The following is a 26,373-nucleotide window of genomic DNA, read 5'->3' on the forward strand; positions in this document are numbered from 1 at the left end:
CAGTCAGATCACCGGCGCGAACCGGGCCACGCGCGGTCTCGATCAGGGCGTCGGCGCTGAAGCAGACCACGTTGGTGTTGTCCCAGGTCAGGTCATCGCCCGCGACAGCCGTGCCACCGTTCTGGATGGTGAACACAAAGTCCTCACCAAAGCCGTTCGCGGTGCTGATGTCGTTCAGAACGCCATCATCTTCCTGATCGGCCCGCATCCAGACCAGCGGGTTGCCGTAAGGCTCCAGCCCGGCGGCCTCACGCGCATCATTGATGATCGTAAGGTTCGTCTCGTTGTAATAGCCCGACAGATCAACGAAATCGTTGTTCGTCTGGTCGCCATCGTTGATCGGCCCGGTGTTGCCGAAGTTAAAGTCGGCAATCGTGTCGCCGCTGCCCGCGATGAACGTGTCGTCGCCAGCATTGCCCGCCAGCCAGTCCGCGCCAGCGCCGCCGTCCAGATAGTCGTTCCCAAGGCCGGCATACAGCGTGTCGTCACCCGCATCACCGAACAGCGTGTCATTGCCGGGAACAACATCCGGGCTGTCACCGGTCCATTCGGGATTCTGGCGGTCGCCATAGATGATGTCGTTGCCGTCACCACCATGCAGCAGGTCGTTGCCTTCGCTGCCGATCAGCGTGTCATTGCCTGCACCGCCATAGATCGTATCTTCACCGACGCCGCCACGGATCCAGTCATTGCCTTCGTCGCCATAGACCAGATCGTCACCGACATTGGCGTCGATCGTGTCATCGCCGTCACCACCATAGATGGTGTCGTCGAACGTGTGACCGGCCTCGCTGCTGAAACCACCCTGGATCGAGTCGTCACCCGCGCCGCCATAGATCAGATCGCTGCCAGCCTGACCGCGAATGGTGTCATTACCATCGCCACCCAGAAGCGTGTCATCCCCGGCGCCGCCAAGGATCGAGTCATCGCCTTCGCCGCCGTCCAGATAGTCATTGCCGACGCCCGCCACGATGGTGTCATCACCAGCGCCACCATAAACGGTGTCATTACCCGCACCCGAGTTGATGAAATCGTCACCGTCGCCGCCATCAATCAGGTCATTACCAGCGCCCGTGGTGATGGTGTCATCACCGCCGCCACCGTAGACGGTGTTTTCGCCATCACCTGCGTTGATCAGGTCGTCGCCGCCGTCTTTGGAACCAGTGGTCAGGTTGTGGTCGCCATAGATCAGGTCATTGCCCGCGCCGGTGGTGATCGTGTCATTGCCGGTGCCGGGGTTGACGGACGAGTTGTAATCCTGATCGCCGTAAATGACATTGTTGCCGTTGTTGGCCACGATCGAATCGTTACCCGAACCGGCATAGATCGTGTCGTTGCCGTTGCCGGAATTGATCGTGTCATCACCGGCCAGCGCGTTGATCAGGTCGTCATTCGACCCGGCCACGCCGCCCGCAGCCACACCGGCCAGCGTGTTATCGTTGCCATCCACAACGTCGCCGTCTTTGTCCACATAAACCGCGTCGATCACATCGGCCCCAGCGGTGCCGTCAACGATCCCGTCGGGGTTGACGGCCGGAGTCGTCCCAAAGGTCATATCAGAGATATAAAGGACACTGGTGCCTGAGGTTCCGCCCGAAGTTCCCGCCCCGGTCGTGGCGGAGCGGATATATTCAACCTCGATCTTCGAAACGGGGCCGGCAATATTGATTGCTACGCCGGTGTCAGCATCGCCGCCACCAGTATAATTCGTCTTGTTTGCAATTGCGGTGACTTCGCCGGTGTTATTGTTCGTCACGGTCGGCGCGGACCGGCTGCTGCTGGTCGGCGTCATGCTGACGGGGATCAGGTTGCCATCCGCATCATAGGCACGAACGATCACACCGTCGACGTAGCGCGCACCGCCAACGTCGAGGTTGCTGATAATGAAGTTAACATTTTCAACGCTGTCGCCATAACCGGACCCGTCGACGCCTTCAAACGTAAAGGCCGCCGTTCCGACACTGCCAGTCCCAGCCGTGGCACCAAGGGACAGAACGGATTCCGTAGAGATCCCCAGGTTGTTCGCAGGAACCAGCCCATAGCCCGACCCGGCGTTCAACTGAATGCCATTGAGTTCGCTGCTGCCGTCATTTGCCTTGGTGATCTCGGCCGTAACCTTCACGCCACCAGTATCAGCACTGAACGTATAGTTGTTCCCATAGCTGGCGCTGCCCCCGCTGGTTCGAGCGGGGTCGACAGCATCATCAGTCCGGGTCCAGTTGAAATCCAAATCAGCCATTATCTTTGTCCTTACCAGACGCCCGCGGGCATCGCTTTCAATCTCTGCCCGCGCCGGACCACCCGGCGGCAAGGCTGCTGCTGGCCGGGGTGCGCTTGGGCGATCCAAAATGTCTGAAGAACCAATCGGACGATTCGTTGCCCGTTTTCCATGATTTTCAGACTGCTAACCGCATATGCGGTCGAATCGATGGGCGCTGGCCCCGTATCATTGATCATTCGCTAACATTTTGGCCGGGGCAGCGCAACGGACATTTCAGACATAAAAAACATAATGCGCAAATCGGCGGATATTGGCTTGATCCGCAGGCCAGTCCCGCTGCACAATCGGGCAGAACGCAGCAAAATCCGCCATGAGCCAGCCTGACAGCTATTACACCAATGCCAACCCCGACTTGCTGGCGCTGCTGCCGCTGACCGCGCGGCGGGTGCTGGAAATCGGCTGCGGCGACGGGGCGCTGGCCCGCGCCTATCGGCTGCGCAACCCGGCGGCGCATCTGACCGGGGTTGAAGCCGCGCCCGGCCCTGCCGCTGTGGCGACCTCTGCCTTTGACAGGCTGGTTCAGGGCGATGCCGAGGCGCTGAGCGACGCCGAAATCACCGGCGGCGCGGGCAGGTTTGATCTGGTCATCATGGGCGATGTGCTGGAGCATCTGCGGTCGCCTGAAATGATGCTGGCAAGGATGGTGGGGCTGCTGCGGCCCGGCGGGGTGCTGGCGTTGTCGGTGCCGAATATCGGCCATTATTCGGCCCTGCGTGCGCTGGTTCAGGGGGACTGGCCGCGTCAGGATGCGGGCCTGTTCGACCGCACGCATCTGGCTTTTTTCACCCGTGATTCCCTGCTGGCGATGCTGCGGCAGGCCGGGCTGCACCCCTTGCGCCTGCGCACGCGCACGCTGCCGCCCACCGCCGAATCCGTCCGCTGGATCGAGGCGCTGACCCGGCTGGCCGCTGACATGGGGCAGGACGCTGCCGATTTTCGCAGCCGGGCCGAGGCGGTGCAATGCGTCGCGCTGGCTCAGCGTCCGGCCCTGGATCAGCCGCCGCCGCTGCGCCTGCACCATATGTTCATGGCCCCCACGCTGATGGAGGCGCGCACCACCGTTCCGGCTGACGCCCTGCTGCCCGAGCCGCGCCTGCGCGTCAGAACCGCCATTCGTGACAGCAGCGTGCCACCCGGCCCGCCCGGCGTCGCGGTGCTGCAACGGCTGCGGCTGGAGCGCGAGGTTCTGCTGCCGGTGGTGGCCCGCTTTGTCCGCGCGGGCTGGCTGCTGGTGGTGGAATATGACGATGATCCGGCCCTGACCGGGCAAGTGAACCGGCGCAGCGCCGACCCGGCGACGCGGATGCAGAACCTTGCGCTGGCCCATGCGGTGCAGACCTCGACGGCGCATCTGCGCGACCTGTTCCTGACGGTCACGCCCGAGGTTGCCCTGTTCCCCAATGCCGTTGCTGCGCTGGCCCCCGAACGTAGCCCCCGCCAAGGTCCGGCGCGGGTGTTTCACGGCACCCTGAACCGCCCCGGCACCGATGCCGTCGCCGCTGCGCTGGTCCCGGCGATTGCGGCTTTTCCCGATACGGTGTTTCATGTCGCCATGGACCGGGCCTTCTTTTATGCCCTGCCGACGGAACACAAAATGTTCTATGATCGCCTGGATTATCCGCAATATCTTGCGCAAATGGAGCAGGCAGATGTGGTCCTGTCCCCCATTCAAGGCCGCCCCGAGGAAATTGGCAAATCCGATCTGAAATGGGTCGAGGCCGCCAGCCGGGGTGCCGTCATGGTGGCCTCGCCCGCGATTTACGGCGCAACCATCCGCGATGGTGAAAACGGGCTGATCGTCGCCAGCCTGCCCGACTGGCCCCGCGCCCTGCTGCGCCTGCTGGCCAACCCGGATGAGCGCGCCCGCATCAGCGCCACCGCCCGCGCCGAGATCGCCGCCAGCCGCCTGATCTGTCACCAGACCGGCATGCGGCGCGACTGGTATCTGTCGCTTTGGGACCGCCGCGCGGCGCTGACCACGGCGCTGCTGGACCGGAACCCTGACCTGAAGGCGCTGATCTGAAGCCCCTTCGCCGGGAAACCACATTTACGCCATATTTCCTGCGCTGGATCTGAAGGCCCGCCAATCCTGACCGGCGGTTAATCCGGCATCAGCCGCCGCGCCCCGATCAGCGCGCCATCGCCCGAGGCTTCAATCCGCTCAACCGCTTGCGAGATGCGTTCATAGGTGACGGCCATCGCATGTGCATTGGCGTGGATCATCGTATCCGGCCCCGTCACCATGGCGACATGACCCGGCCAGAACAGCAGGTCGCCGCGCTGCCAGTTGTCGTTTACCTCGGGGAAAAAGTCGCATTGCTGGTCGCTGTCGCCGGGGCAGGCAATGCCGCAGGCCAGCGCCGCCGCCTGCACCATGCCGGAACAGTCGATCCCCCAGCGGCTGTTTCCGCCCCAGACATAGGGCGTCCCGATCAGCAGCCCCGCCACATCCGCCGGGTCGCGGTCGGGGTCTTCGCTGAGGTGCTGTTCCGGCACCCATCCGCCACTGGCCAACCGCATGAACCTGCCGTGATGTTCCGTCACCGTGACCAGAGAGTTCAGGCTGAGCGCCCCGATCTCATCCACCTTGAAGCTGGGTTCGGGGTAAATCACCGTTTGCGCCGCGCGGACGCGGTGGGTGATCCACGGCTGATCCGTGGCCAGCGCCTCATCCAGAAGCCAGCCGCAATAGCCGTCGGCATCGGACTGCACAAAGCTCCAGCCGTCGCGGGTCTCGATCACGATGACATCGGTGCCGAACAGGATTTGCCGGTCGCGCGGCCCGTTTGGCTGGCGGCGCAGATCCACGACCGGGCGCACCACCCGCGCCGGGCGGCCCGCGGTATAGTTCGGGCGTTCGACCAGGCCGCGCAGGCTGTCCAGCGCCACCCGCTCGGTCGCGGGGGTCGAGCGGGGGTCAAGGCGGGGGCCGGTCATGGCAGCACCTCCGGCAAAGCGGTCAGCAAGGCCCGTGCGCCTTGCCCCACGCCGCCCTTGGGTCGCGCCGGGGCGGCAACGGGTTGCCAGCCGTAAATGTCAAAATGCAGGTAGCGCCCCGCACCCTCGGCAAAACGGCGCAGGAACAGTGCCGCCGTCACCGACCCGGCCATCCCGCCCGAAGGCGCGTTATCCAGATCGGCAATGCCGGGTTCAATCAGCGATTCATAGGGTTGCCAGAAGGGCATCCGCCAGACCGGATCGCCCGAAGCCATGCCTGCCGCCTGCACCGCCTGCGCCGTGTGGTCGTCGTCGCAGTAAAACGGCGGCAGGTCCGGCCCCAGCGCCACCCGTGCCGCGCCGGTCAGCGTCGCCATCGAGACCAGCAGGTCCGGCGCCTCCTCGGTTGCCAGCGCCAGTGCGTCGGCCAGCACCAGCCGCCCTTCGGCATCGGTATTGTTGATTTCGACCGTCAGGCCCTTGCGGCTGGTGAGAATATCGCCGGGGCGCATCGCATTGCCCGATACCGCATTTTCCACCGCCGGGATCAGTACCCGCAGCCGCTTGCCCGCCACCGCGCCGGTCTGCACCAACATCTGTGCCAGCCCCAGCACCGTTGCCGCGCCGCCCATGTCCTTTTTCATCAGCCCCATGGACGCGCCGGGCTTGAGGTTCAGCCCGCCGGTGTCGAAACACACCCCTTTGCCCACCAGTGTTACCCGAGGCCCGCTGTCACCAAAGCGCAGGTCGATCAGCCGGGGGGCCTGTTCCGCCGCGCGGCCAACCGTATGGATCATTGGCAGATTTGCGGCCAGCAGCGCCGTGCCTGTCGTAACCTCGATCTGTCCGCCAAGCCGCTGTGCCAGATCGCGGGCGGCAGCCTCCAGCGCGTCCGGCCCCATATCGCTGGCTGGCGTGTTAATCAGGTCGCGGGTCAGCGCCTCACCCTCGGCCAGTGCGGCTACCCGCGTGGCATCGACGCCTTGCGGACAGACCAGCCGCGCCATATTCCGCGCCGGGCCGCGTTTGTAACGGTCGAAACGATAGCCCGCCAGCAACCATGACAGCGCGGCAAGCTCGGGGTCCAGACCGCGCCAGTCCTGCACTTGCCAGACCGAGCCTTCCGGCAGCGCCGCCGCCGCACGGGCCAGCGGAAACCGTTCACGCCCGTTGCCGGGCTTGCCAAGGCCAAATAACGCGCCAGCAACGCGCCCCCCTTCGGGCAACAGGCATAGCTGTCCCATACGACCCGCAAAATCCGTTGCGATGGCCCAATCCCGGCCCGCATGACCCAGCCCTTGTGGCAGGGCCTCGCCCTCATGGACAAGCCAGAGCGGCAGCCCCCCAAGATCAGGTTTTGCAAGATCAGACCGCATGTCAGCCCCTTTGTGATGGCGGATGCAGACTTACACCCTGACGCGGGCCGCGCAAGGGATCACCGCCACCGATCAATCCCATGGCCGCACCTCCCAAATCTCGGTCAGGGAACGGTTGCCCACGCGCATCAGCCGCGCCAGAACCGCCGCCAGCGCCGCATGATTGCCCTGGCGCACACATTCCCCGGCATCAATGGCAATGCCCGACAGCGACACCAGCCCCACCTGCCAGGCCAGTTGCGCCAGCCGGTCGGCCTGCGTCACGATCTGCGTCAGTTCCCCATCCCGCTGTGCGGTGTCCAGCATATGCAGCGTCAGTGCCATCTGCTCCAGCGCCAGCCCGATCACATTCCGCGCCGCCAATTCACCCAGTTCGCAGACGATATCATCGACACGACGCGCATCGACGCGCACGGGTTCATCTATGGCGAGTGCCGCAACATTGCTCATCTTTACCTCGGGCCTTGTTCTTTATCTGTCGCAGGGACCATAGGGATGAAACGTCAAGAAATCGTTACGCCAACCCGTTTCCGCCCCTGTCACTTGATTAAAACTTTACCTATCCTGCGCCCAATCAAGGAGGTGTCCATGCAACCGATGCGCCCGCTGCCGCAATACCTGTCGCAACGCTATCACGGCTGGAAGGCCACGACTTTTGCTGAAAATCGCGCCTGGTATCGTCGCCTGATCGACGAGGGGCAGCGCCCCCGCGCCATGGTGGTTTCCTGCTGTGATTCGCGGGTGCATGTGACCAGCATGTTCGGTGCCGATTCGGGTGAATTTTTCATCCACCGCAACATTGCCAACCTTGTCCCCGCCTATGCGCCTGATGGCGAACAACACGGCACCTCGGCGGCGGTGGAATATGCGGTCAACACGCTGAAGGTCGCGCATCTGATCGTCATGGGCCACACCAGTTGCGGCGGGGTCGCGGGCTGCCATGCGATGTGTTCCGGCCACGCGCCCGAATTGGAGGAAAAGACCAGCTTTGTCGGTCGCTGGATGGATATTCTGCGGCCCGGCTATGACCGGGTGAAAGACCTGCCCGAAGCCGATCAGGTGGCTGCGCTGGAACGCGAAGCGGTGCTGGTTTCGCTGGAAAACCTGATGACATTTCCCTTTGTCCGCGCAGCGGTCGAGGCCGAAGACCTGACCCTGCACGGGCTTGTTCATGACATCGCGGCGGGTGAGCTGTGGCAATATGCCGGCGCGGGGCGGTTTATCGCGGTTTAACCGGATATTAAGAGGTTTGCGCCATATTGGCCCCGAATCAATGGGGTCGATATGGCGCTGTTTCTGGTCATTTTCGGGCTGTCAGCCCTTTTTCAGATGGCGGTTGCCCAGCAATTCCGCGATCTGCACCGCATTCAACGCCGCGCCTTTGCGCAGGTTGTCGCTGACGCACCACAGGTTCAGCCCGTTTTCCACCGTCGAATCCTGCCGGATGCGGCTGACAAACGTGGCAAAATCCCCAACGGCCTCGACCGGGGTGACGTAACCACCCGGTTCATGCTTGTCCACGACCAGCAGACCGGGGGCTTCGCGCAGAATGTCGCGGGCCTCGTCCTCGTCCAGAAAGTCCTCGAACTCGACGTTAATGGCTTCGGAATGGCCGACGAAAACCGGCACGCGCACACAGGTGGCCGTGACCTTGATCTTCGTGTCCAGAATCTTCTTGGTTTCGGCCACCATTTTCCATTCTTCGCGGGTGGTGCCGTCTTCCATGAAGCTGTCGATCTGCGGGATCACGTTAAAGGCGATTTGCTGTGGGAAAACCTTGGGTTCGACCTCTTGTCCCGGCACGAACAGGCCACGGGTCTGGTTCCACAGCTCATCCATACCATCCTTGCCCGCGCCCGACACCGATTGATAGGTGCTGACCACGACCCGCCGGATGCGGGCGCGGTCATGCAACGGCTTCAGCGCGACAACCATCTGCGCGGTGGAACAGTTCGGATTGGCTATGATATTCTTGGCGCTATAGTTCGCGATGGCGTCGGGGTTGACCTCTGGCACCACCAGCGGAACCTGCGGATCATAGCGATACAGGCTGGAATTGTCGATGACCACGCAGCCTGCCTTGGCGGCGATGGGGGCATAGGTTTTCGTCGCATCCGAGCCGATGGCGAACAGGGCAATGTCATAGCCGCTGAAATCGAACCCTTCTATATCGCGGGTTTTCAGGGTCTTGTCGCCATAGCTGACCTCGGTCCCCAGACTGCGGCGAGAGGCCAGAGCAACGACCTCATCCGCCGGAAACTCGCGTTCGGCCAGAATGTTCAGCATCTCGCGGCCCACGTTCCCGGTGGCACCCGCAACGACGATACGATAGCCCATGATCGGCTTCCTTTATGCGTGACTGCCCCGGACATAGGGGTTCAGGGGGCGAAACAAAAGGGGCGCTCAGACGCGGTGGATGCGCGGATCGGCCTGCATCAGCGTGGCAACCCAATCCGCCTCGGCATTGAAATCATGCGGCACCTGCGCGGCGCTGCGCCGCCCCGACAGCGATTGCGAGGCGAAAAAGTCGAAACCGAACAGGGTCAGCCCACGCATCGGGCTGCGGGCCAGCAGGTCGATCATCATTGCCCCGGTGGTCGGTGGTGCGGCAAGGCGATCCTGCATCCGCTGCCGTTCTGCCTGCGGATGCAGGTAAAACCCCGGCGACTTTGCGCTGGTCCAGTCCAGTCGCTTGCGCTTGGGCGACATCCACAGGATGCGGTGCGGGTTCAGGCGGGTGCGGTCGGCATCCGGCAGGCGCACGGCCAGCGCCAGCCAGTCGGTGCGGCTGCCGTGGCTGACAGCGGCGGGTATAGGGGCGCGGTTGATGCGAATGACCAGATCCTGCGCGTCGATCTCGGGGCCATGGTGCTGATCGCTCAGGGCGCGGGCATTGCCGACCAGCGCCACGGTTTTGCCCTCCAGCTCTGCAAACAGATCGGTCTGTGGCACCGACAGGCGTTGCAGGGCGGTCTCATTGCGCAGCGTCCGGGCCAGCAGGAATTGCAGCCTGTTCATCGCTTAACCCTTTGGCCCTTTGACCGGGCCGCCGTCCAGCATCCGGCGATACAGATCAACCAGAGCGCGGGCCTCGGCCTCGATCCCGTGGTTTTGTATGGCGTGATCGCGGGCGGCCCGTTGCCCCGCCGCCAACAGGGCCGGATCGTCCAGCCAGCGGGCAATGGCGCTATCCATGGCCGCCCCGTCCTCGGGTACGATCAGGGTGCCGGTTTCGGGGGTCAGCAGTTCCTCGAACGCACCGACGCGGGTGGCGACGACGGGGACACTGCAGGCCATCGCCTCCAGCGGGGTCAGGCCGAAGCCTTCCCATCGCTGCGGTGCGACGTAAAGATCCAGCGCCGCATACCAGTCCGCGACCTGATCGACAGACACTTCGGGCAGGAACAGGATGCGGTCGGCCAGCCCGGCCTCTGCCACCCGACGCTTCAATTCCGCCAGATAGGCAAGGTGCTTTTCCGTTGCCCGACCCATGACGAGTGCCGTCACTTGCGGCCGGTCGGGCAGCAGGCGCAGCATGGAATCGACAAAATCTCCGGTTCCCTTGCGGGTGCGGATGCGCCCGAAACAGCCGATCAGCAGCCCGTCCGGCAGGCCAAGCCGCGCCCGCAGCGCGGCGCGGTCCGGCGCAGGGGCAAAGCGGTTGGTGTCGATACCGTGGTGGATCACCTGCGCGGGATGTTCCAGATAGGCGGCCCCTTTGGCCGAGGTCGCCACCAGCCCGTCCATCCGGTCGATCAGCCATTTGGTATAGCCCGAATGTTCCCGCTGCGAGGCCGAGGTGAACAGCAACCGATACCGCCGCCGCAAGACCCGCCGCAGCAGCAGGCCCATCAGCATTTCCGTATTGCGCCGCGCGTGCCAGACCCGCCAGCGGTCGCGCGGCAGGGTTGCCGCCTGCCACAGCGGGATGTGAGGAATATCCGGGGGCAGGCCCGGCCCGGTGGCGCGAATCCCGATCATCTTCGCCTGTATCGGGATCAGCCGGACCACGGTTGCGGTTACGCCCGACAGGCGGCGTTTCAGGTTGGGGGCGATGACTTCGATTTCAGCCATGAGGTGTATCCTGTTTTCGGAACAGAAAGATCACCAGCCCCAAAACCAGCGGGACCAGAAAGAACAGAAACAGCATCCGATAGGCGTGGGGCAGATCGCCGGATGCTGCTGCATGTTCAAACACCGAACGCGAGGCGAATTGCAACACCCCCGCGCCGCCGATTGAAAACATGTTCAGGAACGTCACCCCCCGTCCGACCAGATGTGGTGGCAGCAGGCGGCGGCCAATGTCCATGAACATTGCATAGGATGAGCCAAACAACCCGCAGAGCGTCAGCAGGGTGATGGCCAGAACCTCGGCGCGATCAGGCGCACTTGCCAGCGTGGCCAGACACAGCGCCGTTGCCGCGTTTGTCAGCAAGATCCCCCGGCCCGGCCCGCCCAGCAGCCGCACCAGTGGTCCGCTTGCAAAGGCGCCAATGGCGATGGCTAACCCCATGGCCAGCGTGGCCTGTCCGATCCGCTCGGGTGGGGCGGCGAAGATCTGGTCCAGATACGGTCCCGCCCATAACCCGCGCAGCGCGGCGATGGTGGCATAGCCGCAAAACAACAGCGGCAGGATTGGCCATAGGGGGCGAATGGCGATGACTTCGGACAGGCTGCCGTTGGCGGTTGCGCCTTTGGCTTTGGGCGGATCGCGCAGCCAGATCAGGATGGCCGCTGCCGCAACCACGGTCAGCGCCGCCAGCAGCCACAGGCTTTCGCGCCAGCCCAGTGCCTGCACCAGCCAGACCAGCGGCACCGAGGACAGGATGTTGCCCAGATTGCCCAGCCCCAGCGCCACCCCGGCCAGCGTGGCAAAGGCCGCAGGCGGATAGCTGCGGGCAAAGATGTAATAGGCACCCATCAGCACCGGCGCACAGCCAATCCCAATCAGGATCATCGCCAGATGCAGCGCTCCCGGCCCTTGGGCCAGCGCAAAGGCGGCCGCGCCTCCGCCGCCGCCAAGACCCAGCAGCAGCCCGACCGTGCGGCGCGGGCCGAAACTGTCCAGTCCCCAGCCAATCACCGGCTGAATCGCGGCAAAAGCGATGAACCACAGCCCCGAGGACCAGGCCAGATCGCCCGGCGTCACCCCCAGTTCAGCAATCAGAACGGGCGACAAAACCGCCAGAAATGCCCGGTAAAACTGGCTGAGCATATAGCCCAGCATCAGCGAAATCATTCCGGCATTAAACAGCGTCATACGCATCTGTCCTTGGGACGCATACCCGGCGTATTCCCGCCAGCACCAGCGTTCCCAGCCGCGCCAGAGGGGTGAGGTCGGCCATATCTTCGGGATCGGCCAGCAGATACGGTTTGGCTTTGGGGCAGGGTGGGGCCTCGGATGGTTCGATGCTGGCGGCGCGGGGGGCGGAGACAGGCTTCAGATACAACCTGTCGTCGCAAATCGGGCCGAAAAGCAGCCCGCCGTAAGACGGGCTGTATTCCCCAAACATCTTGCGCGCCGTCATTTGCCCCGGCGCATCCTGCCCCGACACATCCGGCGATACCATCATCTGCGCGACAATATCGGCACAGGTTCCGGCGCTGGTGTTCATCAGCCGATCTCGCCGCGGGTGCCGCCGGTTTGGGCGCGGTCCAGCAGCAAGTGGTCAAGGATGACGCAGGCGGCCATGGCCTCGGCCACCGGGACGGCGCGGATACCAACGCAAGGGTCATGGCGGCCCTTGGTGATCAGCTCGATCTCGTTGCCGTCGATGTCGATGGTCCGGCGCGGCGTCAGGATCGAACTGGTCGGCTTGACCGCAAAGCGCACCACGATGTCCTGCCCGGTGGAAATCCCGCCCAAGATCCCGCCGGCATGGTTCGACAGGAACAGCGGCCCGTCATTGCCCATGCGGATTTCATCGGCGTTTTCGGTGCCGGTCAGCGCCGCCGCCGCCATGCCTTCACCGATTTCGACGCCTTTCACGGCGTTAATCGACATCATGGCCGCCGCCAGATCGGTGTCCAGCTTGGCATAGACGGGCGCACCAAGCCCGGCAGGGGCGCCCTGAATCAGCACCTCGACCGCAGCGCCGACGCTGTTCTGATCCTTGCGGATCGCGGTCAGATAGTCGGTCCAGCCCGGCACCGCCTGCGCATCGGGGCAAAAGAAATCGTTGCGGGCGACCTCGGCCAGATCAAGGCGGCTGCGGTCGATCCCCATTGCGCCCATCTGCACCATGTAACCCGTGATCCGCAGATCGGGAAGCAGCTCGCGCAGCACCGCCAGCGCCACACCGCCTGCAGCCACCCGCGCCGCCGTTTCCCGCGCGCTGGACCGCCCGCCGCCGCGATAATCGCGCAGCCCGTATTTCCAATGATAGGTGATGTCGGCATGACCGGGGCGGAAACTGCGGGCGATCTCGCCGTAATCGCGCGACCGCTGGTCGGTGTTTTCGATCATAAGCTGGATCGGGGTGCCGGTGGTGCGGCCCTCGAACACGCCGGACAGGATGCGCACCGCGTCAGGTTCCTGCCGTTGCGTGGTCATTTTCGACTGGCCCGGACGGCGGCGGTCGAGGAACTGCTGAATCCAGCCTTCGTCCAGCGCCACGCCCGGCGGCACCCCGTCCACGGTCGCCCCAAGCGCCGGGCCGTGGCTTTCGCCCCAGGTGGTAAAGCGGAACAAATGACCAAAGCTGTTGAACATGACGCGCCCTCTTTTGTCCTAGCCGATACCGCCCCGCGCCCCGCGCCGCAAGGAAAACACTTGCGAAAATGCGGCGACGGGTTAGTTTGACCGGACCTCGGGGTGCCTTTGGCTGAGATGTGCAAACAAACCCGTTGAACCTGATCCGGTTAGGACCGGCGAAGGGAAGGTGCGCCTTTCCTTTGTGATCACAAAAATGGAGGAGAGGATGAAAGCCTTTTACGCAGTCGCTTTTCTGGTGCTGGCCACGCCCGCACTGGCGGAAAAACCCGAACTGACCGTCTATGCGCCGGATTATTTCGTGTCGGACTGGGGGCCGGGGCCAAAGGTCAAGGCCGGGTTCGAGGCAATCTGTGATTGCACCGTGAAATGGGTCGCCGGAGAGGTCATGCCCCGCCTGCTGCTGGAGGGTGAGCATCACACGGCCGATGTCACCATCGGGCTGTTTGCCGATGACACCGCCCGCGCCCGCGCCACCGGGCTGTTCGCGCCGCATGGGCAGGATCTGGCGGGGCTGACCATGCCGGTGGAATGGACCGACGACACGTTCCTGCCCTTTGACTGGAGCGAGCTTGCCTTTGTCTATGACGAAACCCGGTTGCCCAATCCGCCTGCATCCTTTGCGGAGCTGCTGGAATCGGATGTGAAAATCGTGCTGCAAGATCCGCGCAGCTCGCCTTCGGGGCTGGCAACACTTTTCTGGGTGCGCTCGATCTACGGCGATGATGCCCCCGCAGCATGGGCGAAACTGGCCCCGAATGTGCTGACACTGACGAAGGGCTGGTCGGAATCCTATGGCATGTTCACCAGCGGGGAGGTGGACATGGTGCTGTCCTTCACCACCTCGCCCGCCTACCATATCGCGGCGGAAAACGACCTGACCAAGCACGCCGCGATCTTCCCCGAAGGCCATTATCTTTACGTCGAACTGGCGGGCCGCATGGCCAGCAGCCAGCAGCCCGAACTGGCCGATGCCTTTATGGCCTATATGCTGTCGCATGATTTTCAGGCGATGATCCCCGAGGCAAACTGGTCTTATCCGTCGAAACTGGCTGACGCTGATCTGCCGCAGGTGTTCAAGGATCTGCCGCGCCCGGAAAAAACGCTGTGGTTCAGTGAGGCCGAAGCCGAGGCGCTGCGCCGCCCGATGCTTGACGAATGGCTGACCTCTTTCGCGCGCTGAGTGCGGGCTGGCCGGGCCGGCTGGCGGCGCAGCTGCTGGCCGGGCTGATCTTTGGGTCGCTGGCGGCGGTGGTCTGGCAGGCGCGCGGCTTGTCGGCGCTGGGGCCGTGGGATTGGCGGGCGGTCTGGTTCACGCTATGGCAGGCCGCGTTGTCGGCCAGCCTGTCGGCCCTTTGCGCGATTCCCGTTGCGCGGGCGCTGGCCCGGCGCCGCTTTGCCGGGCGCGGGTTGTTGGTCACGCTGTTGGGTGCGCCGTTTATCCTGCCGGTGATTGTTGCGGTCATGGGGCTGATTGCGGTTTTTGGCCGCAATGGGGTGGTGAACAGCGGGCTGGCGATGCTGGGCCTGCCGCCGGTGTCGATCTATGGCTGGCAAGGTGTCGTGCTGGCGCATGTGTTCTTTAACCTGCCGCTGGCGGTCAGGATGCTGCTGCAAGGTTGGCAGGCCATCCCGGCCGAGCGTATCCGCCTTGCGCAATCGCTGGATTTCACCCCGCGCGACTTGGCCCGGCATCTGGAACGCCCGATGCTGCGGGCCAGCCTGCCGGGCATTTGGCTGGCGGTGTTTCTGGTCTGCCTGACCTCTTTCGCCATTGCCCTGACCCTTGGCGGCGGCCCGCGTGCCACCACGGTCGAACTGGCGATTTATCAGGCGTTCCGGCTGGATTTCGACCTTGGCCGCGCGGCAATGCTGGCGCTGGTGCAGGTCGGGCTATGCCTGGCGGCGCTGCTGATTGCGGCGCGGGTAGCGGTGCCATCGGGCTTTGGCGCGGGGCTGGACCGGCGGCAGAGCCTGCCCACCCCGGCTGGCTGGCACCGGTTGGCGGATGCGTTTGTGATCACATTGGCGGCAGGGTTTCTGATCCTGCCGATGGCGCTGGTGCTGGCGCAGGGGGTGCCGCGCCTGCCGGCACTGCCCGATCACGTCTGGCTGGCGGCGGGGCGGTCTATCCTTATGACGCTGGCCTCGACCGCATTGGCGGTGGCGTTGGTGCTGGCTATCGCGCTGGCAGCCCCCGCGCGGCGCTGGATCGAGGTCGTGGGGATGCTGCCGATGGTGGTTTCGTCACTGGTGCTTGGGACCGGGTTGTATCTGATTTTCCGCGGGGTCGCCTCGCCTGCCGCGATGGCGCTGCCGGTGACGGTTCTGGTCAATGCGACCATGGCGTTGCCGTTCTCGCTGCGGGTGCTGCTGCCGCATGTCACGACGCTGAATGCCGATTATGGGCGGTTGGCCGAATCGCTGGATCTGCGCGGCTGGTCGCGATTGCGGCTGCTGGTGCTGCCACGGCTAAGGGCGCCGCTGGGTTTTGCGGCAGGGCTGTCGGCGGCGCTGGCGATGGGTGATCTTGGGGTCATCGCGCTGTTCGCCGGACCGGATCAGGCCACGCTGCCGTTGGTGATGTATCAACTGATGGGCAATTACCGGACGGCGGATGCGATGGCGGCGGCGGTGCTGCTGACCGGGTTGGCCTTTGCGATTTTCTGGATTTTCGATCGGGCGGGACGTCATGCTTGAACTGCGCAATCTGACTGTAACCCTTGGCGATTTCAGCCTGAACGCCAATCTGACCGTGCCGCAGGGCGCAAGGGTTGCGGTGATCGGGCCGTCAGGTTCGGGAAAATCGACGCTGCTGGCGCTGATCGGCGGCTATCTGGCCCCGGATCAGGGTCAGGTGATCTGGCAGGGACAGGACCTGACCCAGCTGCGACCAGGGCAGAGGCCCATTTCGACGCTGTTTCAGGACCAGAACTTGTTTCCGCATCTGACGGTAAAACAAAATACAGGGCTTGGTCTGCGCCCGGATTTGCGCCTGACCCCGGATCAGCACGCTGCCTGTCAGGCTGCGCTGGTGCAGGTCGGGCTGGCCGGAATGGCGGATCGCAAGCCCGCACAATTGTCCGGCGGGCAGCAAAGCCGGGTGGCGCTGGCACGAGTGCTGTTGCGCCGCCGCCCGATCCTGCTGCTGGATGAGCCGTTCTCGGCGCTTGGTCCGGCGTTGAAATCCGAAATGCTGGTGCTGCTGGATCAGATCGCGCAGGACACTACGGTGCTGATGGTCACGCATGACCCCGAGGATGCCCGCCGTTTCGCGCCGCTGACCGTGACCATCAGCGAAGGCCACGCCGCTGCGCCAGTGCCGACCGGGCCGCTGCTGGACAACCCGCCGCCCGCACTACGCGCCTATCTGGGTTAGGAATCTCTGCTGCGCGCTTTTGTGGGAACGATCCTTTCGCGGTCGGGCCACGCGGCGGAACGTGCTTGCTTTTCTGCGCCGCGCCGCTTGTGCCAGACGGCGGTTTCGGGCAGTTGAAGGCGGGATGAAACAAGGTGCGGAAATGACCCAGGGCGCGGCCATCAGCTTTGAGAATGTCGGCAAGACCTATCCCGGCGGCGCGGTGGCGCTGGCGGATGTGTCGCTGCATGTTCAGCCGGGTGCGATTTGCGGGATCATCGGGCGCTCTGGTGCGGGAAAATCGACGCTGCTGCGTATGGTGAACGGGCTGGAGAAACCGACCAGCGGCCGGGTGTTGGTGGACGATACCGATGTGGGAACGGCGACCGGCAGCAGTCTGCGGACGATCCGCCGCCATGTCGGGATGATTTTCCAACATTTCAACCTGCTGACCTCGCGCACGGTTTACGGCAATATTGCCCTGCCGCTGGAAATCGCAGGCACACCGGGCGACCAGATCCGCGCCCGCGTCACCGACCTGATTGCCCGCGTCGGCTTGCAGGATCTGGCTGACCGCTATCCGGCGCAGCTTTCCGGCGGCCAGAAACAGCGCGTCGGTATCGCCCGGGCTTTGGCGACCAGCCCAAAGGTGCTGCTGTCCGATGAGGCAACTTCGGCCCTTGACCCGGAGACCACGCAGACGGTTCTGGCGCTGCTGCGCGACATCAACCGCGATTTGGGGCTGACCATCCTGCTGATTACGCATGAAATGGGTGTCGTGCGCGACATCGCCAGCCATATGGCGGTGATCGACGGCGGCCGGATCGTAGAAGCGGGGCCGACCTATGACGTATTCGTGCGCCCGCAACATGCAACGACGCGCAGCTTCCTGTCGGGCGTGACCGGGATCAAACTGCCCGATTTCATCGCCGGGCGGATGGTGGCAACCCGGCCCGCAGGCGCGTCGCAAGAGGTGATCCGCGTGACCTTCAGCGGCACCCATGCCACCGACCCGATGCTGTCGCAACTGGCGGCGCAGGGGATGCCGGTCAACATCCTTGCCGGTGCCATCGAGGAAATCGGCCCGCATCCGTTCGGCAACCTGCTGATCTCGGTCCCGGCGGATCGCGGGGATGAGGCGCGGGCCTATCTGGAACAGCATAAACTGCTGACCGAGGTGCTTGGCTATGTCCGCTAATCTTATCAGCCTGCTGTATAACTCGACGCTGGAAACGCTGTATATGGTGGCGATTTCGGCGCTGATCGGCACGATTTTTGGCCTGCCGCTGGGTGTGTTTCTGGCCACCTCGCAGCGGGGCGAACTGCTGGCCGCGCCTTGGCTGAACCGGGTGCTGGGGCTGGTGGTCAATGCCGCGCGCTCGATCCCGTTCATCATTCTGGTGGTGGCGATTATCCCCTTTACCCGCATGGTTGCAGGCACATCCATCGGGACCACGGCGGCCATCGTGCCGTTAAGCATCGCCGCCGCGCCCTTCATTGCGCGGCTGGTCGAGAATGCCATCCGCGAGGTGGACAGCGGCTTGATCGAGGCCGCCCGCGCCATGGGGGCAACGCCGTTCCAGATCATCCGCAAGGTGCTGCTGCGCGAGGCGCTGCCGGGCATTACCCTTGGCCTGACGCTGGCGGTGGTGTCGCTGATCGGCTATTCCGCCATGGTCGGCGCAGTCGGCGGCGGTGGCTTGGGTGATCTTGGCATCCGCTATGGCTATCAACGGTTTATGCCTGATGTGATGCTGATTGTCGTCATTATTATGATCGTTCTGGTGCAGCTTGTTCAGTCGGCCGGTGAGTGGATCGCCGGTCGCGTGGACAAACGCGCCCCCCGCAATCGCGGCCAATAACCGCGTAAACCCCAGAAAAGGAGCATATCATGCTGCGTCTGACTACTTTTGTTTCTGCCCTCGCCCTGTCTACGGCTGCGGCCATGGCGCTGGACATCAAGGTTGGTGTTTCGCCCGGCGAACATGGCGAAATCATGGAAGAAGTCGCCAAAATCGCGGCGCCAAAGGGCCTGAATATTCAGGTGATCGAGTTTTCCGATTACGTCATTCCCAATCAGGCGCTGGCGGATGGCGATTTGAATGCCAACAGCTTTCAGCACCGTCCCTATCTGGAAAACCAGATGAAGGATCGCGGCTTTGATCTGGTCGAGATCGGCACCACCATCACCACGCCGATGGGGGTTTATTCCAGCAAGATCAAATCGCTGGACGATCTGCCCGAGGGCGCACAGGTCGCCATTCCGAACGACCCGACCAACGGTGGCCGCGCCCTGCTGGTGCTGCAAGACCTTGGTGTTCTGAAGCTGGCGGATGGCACCGGGCTGGTCCCCTCGCCGCTGGACGTGACCGAGAACCCCAAGAAGCTGCGCTTCATGGAGCTGGACGCCGCGCAACTGCCGCGCACGCTGGCTGATGTGGACATTGCAATCATCAACACCAATTACGCGCTGGCCTCGGGTCTGAACCCGAAAACCGACGCCATTGCGATGGAAAAGGCCGACAGCCCCTATGTGAACATCATCGTGGTGAAACAGGGCGATCAGGAGGCCGAATGGGTCGCGCCGCTGCTGGAGGCGTATCATTCCCCCGAGGTCAAGGCGTTCATTGATGAGAAATATCAAGGCTCGGTCCTGACCAGCTGGTAAGACGAATGGCGGGCCTTGCGCCCGCCATTTTCATTAAGCCCACCATTTCCATAAAAGACGACAGATATGCCCGGCCCCTTTACCACCCCCGTTCATGGTGATCTGACCCTGCCCGCACGCGTTGATGTGGTGGTGATCGGGGGCGGGATCATTGGGGCCTCGACCGCGCTGGAACTGGCCGAACGTGGGGTCAGCGTGGCGCTTTGCGAAAAGGGTGGCATCGGGCATGAGCAATCCAGCCGCAACTGGGGCTGGGTCCGCATCACCCGCCGCGACCCGCGCGAGGTCGCGCTGATGGCCGAGGCTCTGCGTATCTGGCCCGGCCTTGCCGCCCGCACGGGCCGCAATCTGGGCTATACCCGCGCAGGGATTGCCTTTGCCTGCGCGACCGAAAAGGACGCCGAACATCATCACGGCTGGCTGAAGAATGTCGAGGGGCTGGATGTGGACACGCGGATGCTGTCCGCGTCCGCGTTTTCGGCCATGAACCCCGGTATGGATCTGGCGCATCATGGTGCGCTTTATACCGCGATGGATGGCCGCGCCGAGCCGCAGCTTGCCGCCCCCGCCATTGCCGAGGCTGCCCGCGACCGGGGTGCCCGCATCCTGACCGAATGTGCGGTGCGTGGGGTGGACATGGCGGCTGGCCGTATCGCCGGGGTTATCACCGAACGCGGCCCGATAGCCTGCGGTGCGGTGGTGCTGGCGGGCGGGGCATGGTCCAGCCTGTTTGCCCGGAACGAAGGGCTGCGGCTGCCGCAGCTCAAGGTCCGCAACTCGGTCCTGCGCACGACGCCGGTGGCCGGTGGTCCCGATATGGCGATCTGGACCGAGGGTTTTGCGATCCGCAAACGCGCCGACGGCGGCTATACCGTCGCCAACGGGCATGAGAACGTGGCAGACATCGTGCCGGACAGTTTCCGCTTTTTCCGCGACTTTATCCCGGCGCTGCGGCATGAATGGCGGTCGCTGCTGATCCGGCCCGGTTGGCGCTTTTTCGACGAAGCCCGTATCCCGAACCGCTGGCGCATGGATGAGGCGTCGCCCTTTGAATATTGCCGGGTTCTGGACCCGAAACCGCATCTGTCTCTGCAAGATCGTGCGATGGAAAACCTGCGTCGTGCCTTTCCGGTCTTTGCCGGCGCCCGTGTGGCGCAGCGTTGGGCAGGGGCCATTGACGCCACGCCGGACGCGCTTCCGGTGATCTCCGGTGTGGACGCGCTGCCGGGCTTTTACATTGCCACCGGATTTTCCGGCCACGGTTTCGGCATCGGCCCGGCTGCCGGGCGGCTGATGGCCGATCTGGTGACAGGGGCCGCGCCGGTCGTCGATCCCACGGATTTTCGCTTCAGCCGGTTCTCGGACGGGTCAGAAATCCGCTGCCTGACCGGGTTCTGACGCAGGGTCGCAACCGCAAGATGGTTTTGTAATGAAACCGAAAAGCAGACGGATGAGTTTTGGCTGTATCTGCATTTCACAACGGACAAGCCGATGAAATATCTGACCGCTGCTGCCCTTGCGCTGACCCTTGGTGCCGGTGTTGCCCATGCCGAAACCGCCGATTGTGGCATCATGCCCGGCGACCTTGGCGAAGGATTCCAGACCATCACCGGCGTGATTACCGGCGATCAGACCTGTGATCTGTCCTTTGCCGCCCGCAAGGGCCAGCGGTTGCGGGTTAATCTGTCCAGCAAAGCGCCGCTGTCGCTGAATGTTTACAGCCCGGTGGATAAGCCGCTGCTGGAAACCGACGTGCTGACCCTGCCGCAGAATGACGTTTACCATCTGCGCCTTGGCATGGCTCGCGGCATCATTGCCAGCCACCCCGGCCCGCAGAGCTTTACCCTGCAACTGGCGGTCGAGGGTGACGGCGGCCCGGCCATCGGCATTGCCGCCGCCCCTGTGGGTGCAGACGGCCAGCCGGTCCCGGTGGTGGATACCGGCGGCGAGACCCCGCCCGAAGGCTATGTCGGTGGCGAGGATCTGGCCACGCTTGGGCTGGGCGGCGATTATCAGGGCGTGATCCCCTGCGCCTCTTGTCCCGGCATCGAAACCTATCTGAACCTGATGGATGACGGCAGCTTCACCCGCACGCAGGTCTATCAGGAGCAGGCGGACGGCACCTTTCAGGATATGGGCGACTGGTATGTTCAGGACGGCGTGATCGTCCTGCGTCCCGAAGGCAATGATCCCGAAGAAACCCGGCTGAAGCAGGTTGCCCCCGGCCAGCTTGAAATGCTGGGCGAAGGCGACACCCCTGCGGGCGAAGCCTATCGTCTGACCCGCGACGCGGGGTGATGCATCCGGGCGCGGGCGCAATCCGCGCCCCTTCCCACCGCCCTGCCAGTCGAGATTGACAGGGCGCCCGATGCTCAGGTGCAGATGTATGAGGCGCAACTGGCCACCGGTGCAGGGGCGGTCAACACACCTAAGAGGCCATCGGCAATCTGACCTTCCGCACCGACGGGTTGCGGCGCGAGGGGATTTCACCTGGCGCGGCTTCACTGGTGCGGGTGCGCGGTGACAGTATGGAACCGACTCTGCGTGATGGCGCACTGGTGCTGGTCGATCACAAACACCGCGACGCGACCCGCAAGGGTATCTACGCCCTGCGCATTGGGGATGATGTGCTGGTTAAGCGCCCACAAAAGCAAGGTGATGTGCTGCTGATCAACTCGGACAACCCGGCCTATGACATCCGGGTTTTGTCAGGCGATGACGGCGAGCGGGTCGAGATCATTGGCCGCGTGACGTGGCAGGGATATACGTTCAGAGCATAACGGAGGGCGCAAAACGAACGGAAAATATGATAAGACGATCCGCCTGTTAAGCGTCATTCAACTGTTCGGGTCTCTCGGCGTTATGGCTGCGTGTCAGCGTGGTGGCGTTCTGATCGACATTGCGTGCAACACCGCTGGACCAGCCAAGCCTTGACCGAACAAAAGCGCATTGTGTGAATGTGCAGAGGGGGCGGGATGGTCCCGCCTCGCAGGTTCAGGAGGTCAGCGATGAAGACGCCATTGCTGGCAGGGACACCCTGATTCCCGGTGGCGTTCAAGATGAAGATGCGCCTACGAGGTAGGGCCGCAGATGGCAAACGATTATGCTGGTCCGCGCCCTTCGCCTCACGTCAGCGCCGCTTGAGCCTTCGATCAAGCCAGCTTGCGCTCAGATAGGCAAGCGCCACCGCCAGTCCTATAACGATCACGCCAGTGGCCAGGTCGGACAACCCCAAGGCGAAAAACAGCCTGCGGGGGATGATGGCGATCGTAAGAAACATCACAACAAGACCGAACGCGGTCGGAAGAATCATTTTCAGCATCAGCACTTGGTCCAAACAGAAAGGGGCTGGCTCCCGCCAACCTCTTCATTACATTTTCTTTTATGTCTCACAAGCCTTCCCGATATCGCTCTGCTGATCCAGATTGTTGTGGCGGTGGCGTTGATCGCCAACATCATCTACCACTGAAGATCTGGATGCCCGGTCCCGGTCGTCGCCGGGGCCTCCTGAAAAGAGAGGAGCTGGCAGGTGACAGCGCAAGATTTTCTCGACTGGATGGCGCACGAACACTGCCGCACAGCGGCTGACATCGTGCGGACCCTTAAATGTGGCCGCACACAGGCCGAACGCTGGGTCAGTGCCGCGCGGGCTGGACAGGATGTTGAAGTCAAGCGCACAGTGGCATTGGCCATGACCGCCATCGCCCTGTCACTCATCATCCTCGGCCTTGCATATTGGGGCTTTGGCTGGTGATCTGTTGGGGTGGCGCACAAGCCGCCCCAATGCAATTAACACCCCTATGCCCCCGTCAGCATCCGCGATATGCGCAGCGCATAGCGGTCGGTCATGCCGGATGTGAAATCCGCCAGCGCGTGCAGCGCGGTTTCGGCATCGGTCACGTCGCGCAGGTCCAGCGACAGGGCGCGGGCAAGCTGGGTTTCATGGGTGGGCATATTCCCCGGCTTGCGCAGATGTGCGGCATAAACCGGCAGAATACCTGACATGACGTTGCGGATGATCTGCCGCCCCGAGATTTCCAGTTCCGTCTTGCGCGGGGCGGTAAAGATCTGGTCGCGCGACAGGGTTTTGATGTCCCTGAACACATCTGAAAGGGTGCTGGCGCTGACCAGATCGCCGGTAAACGTCCCGGCCATGATCGCCGCGTAATGCGTGGCAAAAGCATCCACGCAGGCCGCCACCCCCGCGCCGATGCTGCGGGCGCGCAGATGGGCGATATGTTCCGCGTTGGTCGCCTCGGGGGCAGGGCGAACCTCTTTGCCGATCAACCGGAACAGCAGGTCGCGCGTGGTTTCATAGGGCAGTTCGGCGGTGGTGAAGGCGTCCTCAAGGTCAACGATGTTATAGGTGATGTCATCGGCGGCCTCCATCACATAGACCAGCGGGTGACGGCCCCAGACGCGGGCCTTGCGTTTGCTGCGCTCGGGTAGGCCCAGGGTTTCGGCCACATTGGCAAAAGCGTCGCGGTCGGACTGGAAAATGCCGTATTTCTTGAATCCTGCGCCCTTCAGCGCCAGCCGGTCCGCCGCCGTGACCGGGTATTTGGTAAAAGCCCCAAGCGTCGCCTTGGCAAGCTGCATCCCGCCTGTGCCGCGATACATTTCCAGCCGGGTGAGGATGCGGAACCCCTGCGCGTTGCCCTCGAAAGCGGTGAATTGCGGGCGCAATTTTTTCGGCAGATCATCCAGCAGACCCTTGCCGTGGTCAAAGCCTTCGGTGAACCATTCGCCCATCGCGGCCTCGCCGGAATGGCCAAAGGGCGGGTTGCCGATGTCATGCGCCACGCAGGCGGCCTGCACGATATTGGCCAGATCATGCACCCGGTCGCGGGGGATATGGTCGTTTTCGACCAGCCATTGCCCGATCCCCATGGCCAGCGAGCGGCCCACGCTGCTGACCTCGACCGAGTGGATCAGCCGGTGATGCACATGGTCGTTTTCATAGAGCGGTTGCACCTGAGTCTTGTTCGCCAGCCGCCGGAAGGGCGCGGAAAACACGATCCGGTCGTGGTCCTGCACGAAATGCGAACGGCCCGGTTCCGGGCGACGGTCGCGGGCGCCGAAGCGTTCGTCTGATAGCAGGCGGCCCCAATCCATCATGCGGCCCCCACGATCAGCGGCGTTTCAAACCAATGTTCCTGCAAATTGTCCCCTTCGCCCACGCGGTCCACCACCGCGTAAATGCCTGAACCATCCAGCGGGCACAGCACCCCATGCCAGACGTTGCGGTGCAGGTTGATACCTTGCCCCGGCGCGGCGATGAAAGCGCGGACCGGGCCGGGCTGGCCGTCCTGATCGGGGGCGACCGTGACCAGAAACCGGCTTTGCGACATGGGGATGAAAGCCTGACTGCCCAGAGGGTGCCGCTCGACCAGATCCAGCGCATAGGGCAGGCTGCGGATTTCGGCGTGAAACAGGCTGATCGCGGCACGGCCGCCGCCCTGATCGCCGCCGAAATCCAGCACCGCGCGGTCATGGAAGCGGCCGCATTTGCCCTGATTGATGATCTTGTCGGGGTCGCCGGTGATCTCCAGCACCTCGCCAAAGGGGGCGAAAGCGGCGGCGGTCAGGGGTTCCGTGCGGATCATGGCAGCATATCCGCCAGCCGCAGCGCGGCGATGCGTTCGACCTGACGCGCGGCCTCGGCCAGTTCGGTGTCGCGGTCGTGGGTCAGGCGGCGTTCAAACGCGGCCAGAATCCCGGCTTTGTCATGGTCGCGCACGGCGATGATAAAGGGAAAGCCGAACCGCGCCGTATAGTCCGCGTTCAGCGCGGTGAAGCGGTCGCGTTCCGCATCGGTCAGCGCGTCAAGCCCGGCGCTGGCCTGTTCTGCCGTCGATTCCGGGGTCAGGCGGCGGGCGGCGGCCAGCTTTCCGGCAAGGTCGGGATGCGCCTGCAACACGCCAAGCCGTTCATCCGGGCTTGCAGACCGGAACACGCGGGCCAGCGCGTTATGAAGGCCCGTGGCGCAATCATGGGCAGGGCCAAGCTCCAGATCAAAGGCGCGTTCGGCAACCCAGGGCGAATGTTCGAATACGCTGCCAAACCGGGCCACGAAACTGGCGCGGTCCATCTGGCTGGGCCGGTCCTGCGGCGCGGGCGGGTGCGTTGCCGCCCAATGCCGGGCGATGTCGATGCGGCGCGGGGTCCAGACGCCCTCAAACCCCTGAATATAGTCGATAAACCGTTTCAGCCCTGCAATCTTGCCGGGTCGTCCGATCAAGCGGCAATGCAGACCTATGCTGAGCATCTTGGGTGCGCCCGCCACGCCTTCGGCATAAAGCACGTCAAAGGCATCACGCAAATACTGAAAGAACTGCTCGCCGGTGATATAGCCCGGCGCGGTGGCAAAGCGCATGTCATTGGCTTCCAGCGTATAGGGGATCACCAACTGGTCGCGGTCGCCCACGCGCAGCCAATAGGGCAGGTCGTCATCGTAAGTGTCGGAAATATAGTCGAAAGCGCCCGTTTCAGCGGTCAGTCGCACGGTGTTGACGCTGCACCGGCCGGTATACCAGCCGCGCGGGGCCTCGCCCACGACTTCGGTGTGCAGGCGGATGGCCTCAGCGATGGCGGCGCGTTCCTCGGCCTCGGGCATGTCTTTGTGTTCGACCCATTTCAGCCCGTGCGACGCGATTTCCCAACCGGCGGATTTCATCGCCGCGACCTGCTCCGGGCTGCGGGCCAAAGCGGTCGCCACGCCGTAAATCGTCACCGGAATCTGCGCCCCGGTGAACAGCCGGTGCAGCCGCCAGAACCCGGCGCGAGCGCCATATTCATAGATGGATTCCATGTTCCAATGCCGTTGCCCCGGCCATTGCGCCGCGCCCGCGATGTCAGACAGGAATGCCTCGGATGCCGCATCTCCGTGCAGGATGCTGTTTTCGCCGCCTTCTTCATAGTTCAGGACGAATTGCACGGCGATTTTCGCCTCGCCCGGCCATTGCGCATCCGGCGGGTTGGGACCATAGCCCCGCATATCACGGCTGTAACGATTCATGGCGGATCTCCTTTGCTTGCGGG

Annotated in this window: 26 protein-coding genes and 1 riboswitch; of the genes, 13 read left to right on the forward strand and 13 right to left on the reverse strand. The window is 63.7% G+C overall.

Translation table 11 applies throughout. The features are described 5' to 3' along the window. Window positions 1-2,239, reverse strand: a 2,239-nt coding sequence (locus tag Q4G24_RS01945; RefSeq protein ID WP_303364818.1) for a calcium-binding protein, incomplete at its 3' end; no start/stop codon positions are given. 352 nt (window positions 2,240-2,591) lie between these two features. Here Q4G24_RS01945 and Q4G24_RS01950 point away from each other — a divergent pair. Then, window positions 2,592-4,304, forward strand: a complete 1,713-nt coding sequence (locus Q4G24_RS01950) for a methyltransferase domain-containing protein (RefSeq protein ID WP_303364819.1) — start codon at window positions 2,592-2,594, stop codon at window positions 4,302-4,304. 77 nt (window positions 4,305-4,381) lie between these two features. On the opposite strand, the gene Q4G24_RS01955 is transcribed toward Q4G24_RS01950, so the two are convergent. The 3 genes from Q4G24_RS01955 to Q4G24_RS01965 all read right to left on the reverse strand — a co-directional run bounded on the left by Q4G24_RS01955 (window position 4,382) and on the right by Q4G24_RS01965 (window position 7,044). Then, the gene (locus Q4G24_RS01955) at window positions 4,382-5,218 is read right to left on the reverse strand and encodes an NlpC/P60 family protein (RefSeq protein ID WP_303364820.1); all 837 of its coding nucleotides are present in this window, start codon (window positions 5,216-5,218) and stop codon (window positions 4,382-4,384) included. Further along, the gene (locus Q4G24_RS01960; RefSeq protein WP_303364821.1) at window positions 5,215-6,594 is read right to left on the reverse strand and encodes a M17 family metallopeptidase; all 1,380 of its coding nucleotides are present in this window, start codon (window positions 6,592-6,594) and stop codon (window positions 5,215-5,217) included. The genes Q4G24_RS01955 and Q4G24_RS01960 overlap by 4 nt, the downstream gene beginning before the upstream one ends. 72 nt (window positions 6,595-6,666) lie before the next feature. Beyond that, the gene (locus Q4G24_RS01965) at window positions 6,667-7,044 is read right to left on the reverse strand and encodes a hypothetical protein (protein ID WP_303364822.1); all 378 of its coding nucleotides are present in this window, start codon (window positions 7,042-7,044) and stop codon (window positions 6,667-6,669) included. 138 nt (window positions 7,045-7,182) lie between these two features. On the opposite strand from Q4G24_RS01965, the gene Q4G24_RS01970 reads away from it, so the two are divergent. Next, on the forward strand, window positions 7,183-7,827 hold the full coding sequence (locus Q4G24_RS01970; RefSeq protein ID WP_303364823.1) for a carbonic anhydrase: 645 nt from the start codon (window positions 7,183-7,185) through the stop codon (window positions 7,825-7,827). 81 nt (window positions 7,828-7,908) lie between these two features. On the opposite strand, the gene Q4G24_RS01975 is transcribed toward Q4G24_RS01970, so the two are convergent. From Q4G24_RS01975 to aroC, 6 genes are all read right to left on the reverse strand, one after another. Beyond that, complete coding sequence (locus Q4G24_RS01975) at window positions 7,909-8,931, reverse strand: aspartate-semialdehyde dehydrogenase (protein ID WP_303364824.1); 1,023 nt, start codon at window positions 8,929-8,931, stop codon at window positions 7,909-7,911. Window positions 8,932-8,997: 66 nt separating this feature from the next. Then, window positions 8,998-9,612 (reverse strand): glycosyltransferase family 29 protein, encoded by a 615-nt coding sequence (locus Q4G24_RS01980; RefSeq protein ID WP_303364825.1) that lies wholly within the window; start codon window positions 9,610-9,612, stop codon window positions 8,998-9,000. A gap of 3 nt (window positions 9,613-9,615) precedes the next feature. Beyond that, the gene (locus Q4G24_RS01985; RefSeq protein WP_303364826.1) at window positions 9,616-10,668 is read right to left on the reverse strand and encodes a glycosyltransferase family 4 protein; all 1,053 of its coding nucleotides are present in this window, start codon (window positions 10,666-10,668) and stop codon (window positions 9,616-9,618) included. Next, entirely contained in the window at window positions 10,661-11,854 is a 1,194-nt protein-coding gene (locus Q4G24_RS01990) for an MFS transporter (protein WP_368660916.1), read from the reverse strand. The genes Q4G24_RS01985 and Q4G24_RS01990 overlap by 8 nt, the downstream gene beginning before the upstream one ends. After that, window positions 11,841-12,209, reverse strand: a complete 369-nt coding sequence (locus Q4G24_RS01995; RefSeq protein WP_303364828.1) for a TfoX/Sxy family protein — start codon at window positions 12,207-12,209, stop codon at window positions 11,841-11,843. The genes Q4G24_RS01990 and Q4G24_RS01995 overlap by 14 nt, the downstream gene beginning before the upstream one ends. Beyond that, a complete protein-coding gene (gene aroC / locus Q4G24_RS02000) occupies window positions 12,209-13,306 on the reverse strand; it encodes a chorismate synthase (protein WP_303364829.1) in 1,098 nt (365 codons plus the stop codon). Before aroC ends, Q4G24_RS01995 begins: the two co-directional genes overlap by 1 nt. An 88-nt stretch (window positions 13,307-13,394) precedes the next feature. After that, window positions 13,395-13,490: riboswitch (TPP riboswitch) on the forward strand. Between the two features lie 24 nt (window positions 13,491-13,514). Between aroC and Q4G24_RS02005 the strand changes: the two genes are divergently transcribed. The 11 genes from Q4G24_RS02005 to Q4G24_RS02055 all read left to right on the forward strand — a co-directional run bounded on the left by Q4G24_RS02005 (window position 13,515) and on the right by Q4G24_RS02055 (window position 23,086). After that, window positions 13,515-14,489 (forward strand): thiamine ABC transporter substrate binding subunit, encoded by a 975-nt coding sequence (locus Q4G24_RS02005; protein WP_303364830.1) that lies wholly within the window; start codon window positions 13,515-13,517, stop codon window positions 14,487-14,489. Further along, window positions 14,465-16,006 carry a thiamine/thiamine pyrophosphate ABC transporter permease ThiP gene (locus tag Q4G24_RS02010; RefSeq protein WP_303364831.1) on the forward strand — a complete coding sequence of 514 codons (1,542 nt, stop codon included), beginning with the start codon at window positions 14,465-14,467 and terminating at the stop codon, window positions 16,004-16,006. The genes Q4G24_RS02005 and Q4G24_RS02010 overlap by 25 nt, the downstream gene beginning before the upstream one ends. After that, window positions 15,999-16,685 carry an ATP-binding cassette domain-containing protein gene (locus tag Q4G24_RS02015; protein WP_303364832.1) on the forward strand — a complete coding sequence of 229 codons (687 nt, stop codon included), beginning with the start codon at window positions 15,999-16,001 and terminating at the stop codon, window positions 16,683-16,685. Before Q4G24_RS02010 ends, Q4G24_RS02015 begins: the two co-directional genes overlap by 8 nt. Before the next feature lie 142 nt (window positions 16,686-16,827). Next, window positions 16,828-17,862, forward strand: coding sequence for a methionine ABC transporter ATP-binding protein (locus Q4G24_RS02020; RefSeq protein WP_303364833.1), 1,035 nt, complete (start codon window positions 16,828-16,830; stop codon window positions 17,860-17,862). Further along, window positions 17,852-18,526: a methionine ABC transporter permease gene (locus tag Q4G24_RS02025; protein WP_303364834.1), complete on the forward strand. Its 675-nt coding sequence runs from the start codon at window positions 17,852-17,854 to the stop codon at window positions 18,524-18,526. Before Q4G24_RS02020 ends, Q4G24_RS02025 begins: the two co-directional genes overlap by 11 nt. A gap of 29 nt (window positions 18,527-18,555) precedes the next feature. Further along, window positions 18,556-19,332, forward strand: a complete 777-nt coding sequence (locus Q4G24_RS02030) for a MetQ/NlpA family ABC transporter substrate-binding protein (RefSeq protein WP_303364835.1) — start codon at window positions 18,556-18,558, stop codon at window positions 19,330-19,332. 66 nt (window positions 19,333-19,398) lie between these two features. Continuing rightward, the gene (locus Q4G24_RS02035) at window positions 19,399-20,730 is read left to right on the forward strand and encodes an FAD-binding oxidoreductase (RefSeq protein ID WP_303364836.1); all 1,332 of its coding nucleotides are present in this window, start codon (window positions 19,399-19,401) and stop codon (window positions 20,728-20,730) included. Window positions 20,731-20,823: 93 nt separating this feature from the next. Continuing rightward, window positions 20,824-21,630 (forward strand): copper resistance protein NlpE, encoded by an 807-nt coding sequence (locus tag Q4G24_RS02040; protein WP_303364837.1) that lies wholly within the window; start codon window positions 20,824-20,826, stop codon window positions 21,628-21,630. A 170-nt stretch (window positions 21,631-21,800) separates the two neighbouring features. Continuing rightward, entirely contained in the window at window positions 21,801-22,112 is a 312-nt protein-coding gene (locus Q4G24_RS02045) for a S24 family peptidase (protein WP_303364838.1), read from the forward strand. A 323-nt stretch (window positions 22,113-22,435) separates the two neighbouring features. Next, window positions 22,436-22,801, forward strand: coding sequence for a hypothetical protein (locus Q4G24_RS02050; protein WP_303364839.1), 366 nt, complete (start codon window positions 22,436-22,438; stop codon window positions 22,799-22,801). A 60-nt stretch (window positions 22,802-22,861) separates the two neighbouring features. Next, window positions 22,862-23,086, forward strand: coding sequence for a hypothetical protein (locus Q4G24_RS02055; RefSeq protein WP_303364840.1), 225 nt, complete (start codon window positions 22,862-22,864; stop codon window positions 23,084-23,086). Between the two features lie 44 nt (window positions 23,087-23,130). Here the strand turns inward: Q4G24_RS02055 and dgt are convergent, their stop codons facing one another. From dgt to puuE, 3 genes are read right to left on the reverse strand one after another with little or no spacing between them, the layout of a single operon-like run. After that, on the reverse strand, window positions 23,131-24,447 hold the full coding sequence (dgt, locus tag Q4G24_RS02060; RefSeq protein WP_303364841.1) for a dGTP triphosphohydrolase: 1,317 nt from the start codon (window positions 24,445-24,447) through the stop codon (window positions 23,131-23,133). After that, window positions 24,447-24,938 carry an ureidoglycolate lyase gene (locus Q4G24_RS02065; protein ID WP_303364842.1) on the reverse strand — a complete coding sequence of 164 codons (492 nt, stop codon included), beginning with the start codon at window positions 24,936-24,938 and terminating at the stop codon, window positions 24,447-24,449. Before Q4G24_RS02065 ends, dgt begins: the two co-directional genes overlap by 1 nt. Then, complete coding sequence (gene puuE / locus Q4G24_RS02070) at window positions 24,935-26,350, reverse strand: allantoinase PuuE (RefSeq protein ID WP_303364843.1); 1,416 nt, start codon at window positions 26,348-26,350, stop codon at window positions 24,935-24,937. The genes Q4G24_RS02065 and puuE overlap by 4 nt, the downstream gene beginning before the upstream one ends. Between the last annotated feature and the right edge of the window lie 23 nt (window positions 26,351-26,373).

It is taken from the genome of Paracoccus sp. (in: a-proteobacteria) (assembly GCF_030538695.1).
In the GTDB taxonomy this organism is placed as follows: domain Bacteria; phylum Pseudomonadota; class Alphaproteobacteria; order Rhodobacterales; family Rhodobacteraceae; genus Paracoccus.